Genomic DNA, 3,690 nt, shown 5'->3' on the forward strand with positions numbered 1-3,690 from the left:
TGGTGGGATGAGCTTGACCGGCAGACAGAACGCCGGATGACAGCAGCAGTAGACTGGATGATGGGAGATCTAGATCCACCACCATGCTCAACGGAACAGGAGGCGCGTGATCGCCTCGCGCTGATGGCGGATGTAGGATGATAGTAGAGCTATCGCTAAGGTGGACCCTCGGGATTGGTAGCTGCTACACTCAGGTGGACCCTCAGTCAGTCGTCGCTCGCTTTGGCTCTGACCCTCAGTCGTGTTTCGTCGAGCACGGTGGACCCTCGGATGATGGGTCGCTGCTGGACCCTCAGGTGGGCACTTTCTCCTTTGCCCAATCGGCTCAATCGTCTGTGTCACAAATCGCTGGGCTTTACGCGCGCGTTAAGCCTTCGTACATACTGAAATGGGGCCGAAACGTTCGGTCCACAACGAAGGTTTAAGGGGTATTTCGGCCGAGATATGAGTGATTATGAGCGGGGAACTCTCGGTGGATGGATACAAGATAGATGGACCATCCCAGCAGATACTGCGCGCGCTTCGAGGTGGTGGCTGGGTGAGTTCGGGAGCGCTGCGAGATGCTGCGGATCTAGACGATAATCGGCAGGTGTCCTATCGGATGGAGAGGCACCTCGGTCCTGCTGAACTGGTGCTTGAGGCGGTGCGCGATGAGCCTGAGCGGGAATCTCGGCGGTTCAAGCTCAGCGAGAAAGGTGAGGCATGGGTCGAAGATCACGCTGAGGAGCTACTTGCGCCGACGACTCGCGAGGAGATCGCTGATCTTGCCCAGCAGGGCTACAAGGAGGGTACAGAAGCTAAGGAGTCGGTGCAGCGCTATCGGAAGAAGCTAAGCCGGTACAAGAGTCAGGTCGAGGACGTTCGCGACCAGCTGGAGCACATTCGGGACCACCACGATGAATACTTCAATCGAGTAAACTCGGTCGAGAAGGAGAGCGAGGATTCGCGGGAGCGATCGAAGGAGGCCAAACAGGGAGTCAAGGAGCTTCGTGAGGCGGTGGGGACGCGGGCGACTGCTGAGAGCATGGAGAGTGTGATCGAGGACGTGAGCGTTGTTGAGCGGCGACTGACGGCGGTGGAGAGCAAGCAGGCAGGGCTGGCTCGTGAGCAGGCTGAGACGGCGCGTACGCGGGCGCTGGTGGGTCGGTTGGTGAAGCCGGCGGGCTACGTGGCAGCTGGCGCGCTGGCGGTGTATCTGGCGGTGCTCATCTCGGTGCTCGTTCTCGCGCCGGGACTGGTGGCGAGCGTGCTGGTTGGTGGAGTAACTGGTGCGCTCGGTGTGGTGGCCGGTATCGGTGGGGTGGTCTATGCGCGTGGTACAGGGCTGCTGCCGTGACTATGGCCTGCAAATGGAGGAGTGTCTGTTTACAGGGCCAGATTTGTAGATGAAGTAGATATCCGCTGAATTGATCTCGATGCTGTGATTTTGTCGTAGCTATGAATTAGCTGCGCCGAATATGAGGCTGTACGCTAGAGGTTTCATTCTCGTCTTCATATTGACAAGAACTTTTGAGCGAACTTTGGTTAGGTGCAACACAGGAATAGCTCACTATGTCGTTGTTGTCTGATATTGATGTTTGGAATGAGGCGTAGTCTCCCGGATCCACTTGATTGAACTGCTGCCGGGATATAGTGTAATTCACTTGTTCTTTCGGGACGTCGTCGTTGTAAACTTCCATTTCTATTTCGAATTCTATACTGCGGGATTTGTTGTCTAACATTTTCATATCAGAATCGGTAATATTCCCATCGGTGCTATTGGCCAATAATTCGGATTTGTCGGGATAGGTGCTAGTGTCGGTCTCATTGTCGATCGTCAGAGTTTGAGTGGATTGATTGGTATGATGTAGAATGATTCTCTTTTCGATGATGTGTCCCCTATATGCTTCAAATTCATTCCAGACATACACAGCTAAAGCTCCCAAACCCGATATGTATGAGATTGCGCCCAATAATTCTCGACGGCTGATTTCCATGAATTGTGCGATGCCGTCTGTGTTTTTGAGTGTGTCTAGTGGTGGGTGGCTGAGAGTTGCAGTATCGTACTGAGGTTACTTTCACGGCCTACAGGGGCCAGAGGTCTGGTGGGATCAGAATCGATTCTGCGTCGAAACGACTTTATTAGAGCCGGGAGAGATGACACTCAACGAGTGACGAACGGGTCGGAGGAAACCGCCGACCCGCAACCCGCCGGCGCATCTGGACAATGTTTTCGGTGGGGGCGGGTTGGATGGTTCTACTCCCACGATACGCTTAGGCGTTCGGGTTGTGCCGAAGCGAGTCGTCGTGTGTGTCTGGCCTTGTGCGGAGCGAGAGAGCGCTGTGAGCGTCGTGAGAGGGCGAGCGATGGCTGGTTAATCCAACAGCCTGTGAAAGCCCGCGCAGCGCGCGGAGCGCGCGAGCAGGACCATGGAGGTGGGCATGGCGGCGCTCCAGTGGAGCGCCGCCGGGCGCGGAGGGTGGGTACGCGGTCGGGCTATGGCTCGACCGGAGGTCGAGGAATCTTGTGCGGTGCGGAGCGGCGCGATCGCGGTGCTGGCGCGGTTGCGGTCCGGAACCCGCATTATGCGAAAAGCATTTTCAAACACCTACTGATGGGATATAGAGCGGCTGTACGGCGATCGTTTATATCCCCCTATTGGGTGGGTGATCGACGATGAGTATGGCCCCGCTCGCGTCGACGGGACGGAGCGACGAGGAGATCGACATGGCGCGGTCGGCGCACCAAGATCTCGTGGATGAGTGGGTGGCTGATACGGCGTATTCGATTCCGGGGATGAGCGCGCGCCCGGATTCGTGCGGGAACTGGTATCCGTATCACGTCTGCGACGAATGTGGCGAACCGATATTTAGCGAATCTCACTGCGGGCTACGCCGCTGCCCTGAGTGCTGGTGGGAATGGGTGCGAGAGACGGCGAAGAAGATAGTGACGCGGATTCAGGCGTATCGGTGGGCGCAGGACGACGGCCTCGACCGACGGCTGATCCATGCGATGTTCTCGCCGGAACAGAAAGACGACTGGACGATCTCGCGCGTCGACGGGATGCGCTCGGAGTCGTACGAGCTGGCGCAAGAGGCGGGTGTGACAGGCGGGTGCGCGCTGCTGCACATGTGGCGCACGACGGATGATCTGGATGGTGAGTTTCGCGCGGCGAGCGAGGCGGGCGTGGCTGACAAGAAATGGAAATACCTGCGCGAGACGTACGGACAGGGCTGGCGACAGGCGACTGAGGTAGCGCCGCATATTCATCAGATAGCGACCGCGCCGGAGTTCGAGCCGGAGGAGCAGGGCGACTGGGTTGCGAAGCGCGTGCGAACGCTCGATGCGATGAGATCGCTGTCACACCCGTCGTCGTACGAGGATGTTGCGGGTCTCGCGATGTACCTGCTTTCTCACACGGCGATAGCCGACGGTGAGCAGGCACTACGCTGGTTCGGCGACGTGTACCCGGGCGGGTTCAATCCAGAGGAGGAGCTGTCTGAGGGAGCCTTAGAGACGATAGAACGGATGGCTGCTGAAGCAGTTGAACCGGAAGGAACCGACGATGAGGACGATACTGAGCCGTTCCAGGACGACGAGAAATGCGAAGCAGGAACAGAGGGCTGCCCGGGCCAGCGGATGCCGATATGGGACGTGCCGTCAGCGCGTAGAATGAACTGGTGGGATGAGCTTGACCGGCAGACAGAACG

At 57.8% G+C, this 3,690-nt stretch carries 3 protein-coding genes; 2 read left to right on the top strand and 1 reads right to left on the bottom strand.

The features are described 5' to 3' along the window. The first annotated feature begins 454 nt into the window (after nt 1-454). Nucleotides 455-1,336 (top strand): hypothetical protein, encoded by an 882-nt coding sequence (locus PHA81_RS20690; RefSeq protein ID WP_273838764.1) that lies wholly within the window; start codon nt 455-457, stop codon nt 1,334-1,336. A 106-nt stretch (nt 1,337-1,442) separates the two neighbouring features. On the opposite strand, the gene PHA81_RS20695 is transcribed toward PHA81_RS20690, so the two are convergent. Beyond that, complete coding sequence (locus PHA81_RS20695) at nt 1,443-1,976, bottom strand: hypothetical protein (RefSeq protein ID WP_273838766.1); 534 nt, start codon at nt 1,974-1,976, stop codon at nt 1,443-1,445. A gap of 686 nt (nt 1,977-2,662) precedes the next feature. Between PHA81_RS20695 and PHA81_RS20700 the strand changes: the two genes are divergently transcribed. After that, nucleotides 2,663-3,690: hypothetical protein (locus PHA81_RS20700; RefSeq protein ID WP_273838769.1), on the top strand; the 1,028-nt coding region annotated here is incomplete at its 3' end.

The organism is Halococcus sp. PRR34 (assembly GCF_028617175.1).
Lineage (GTDB): Archaea > Halobacteriota > Halobacteria > Halobacteriales > Halococcaceae > Halococcus > Halococcus salifodinae.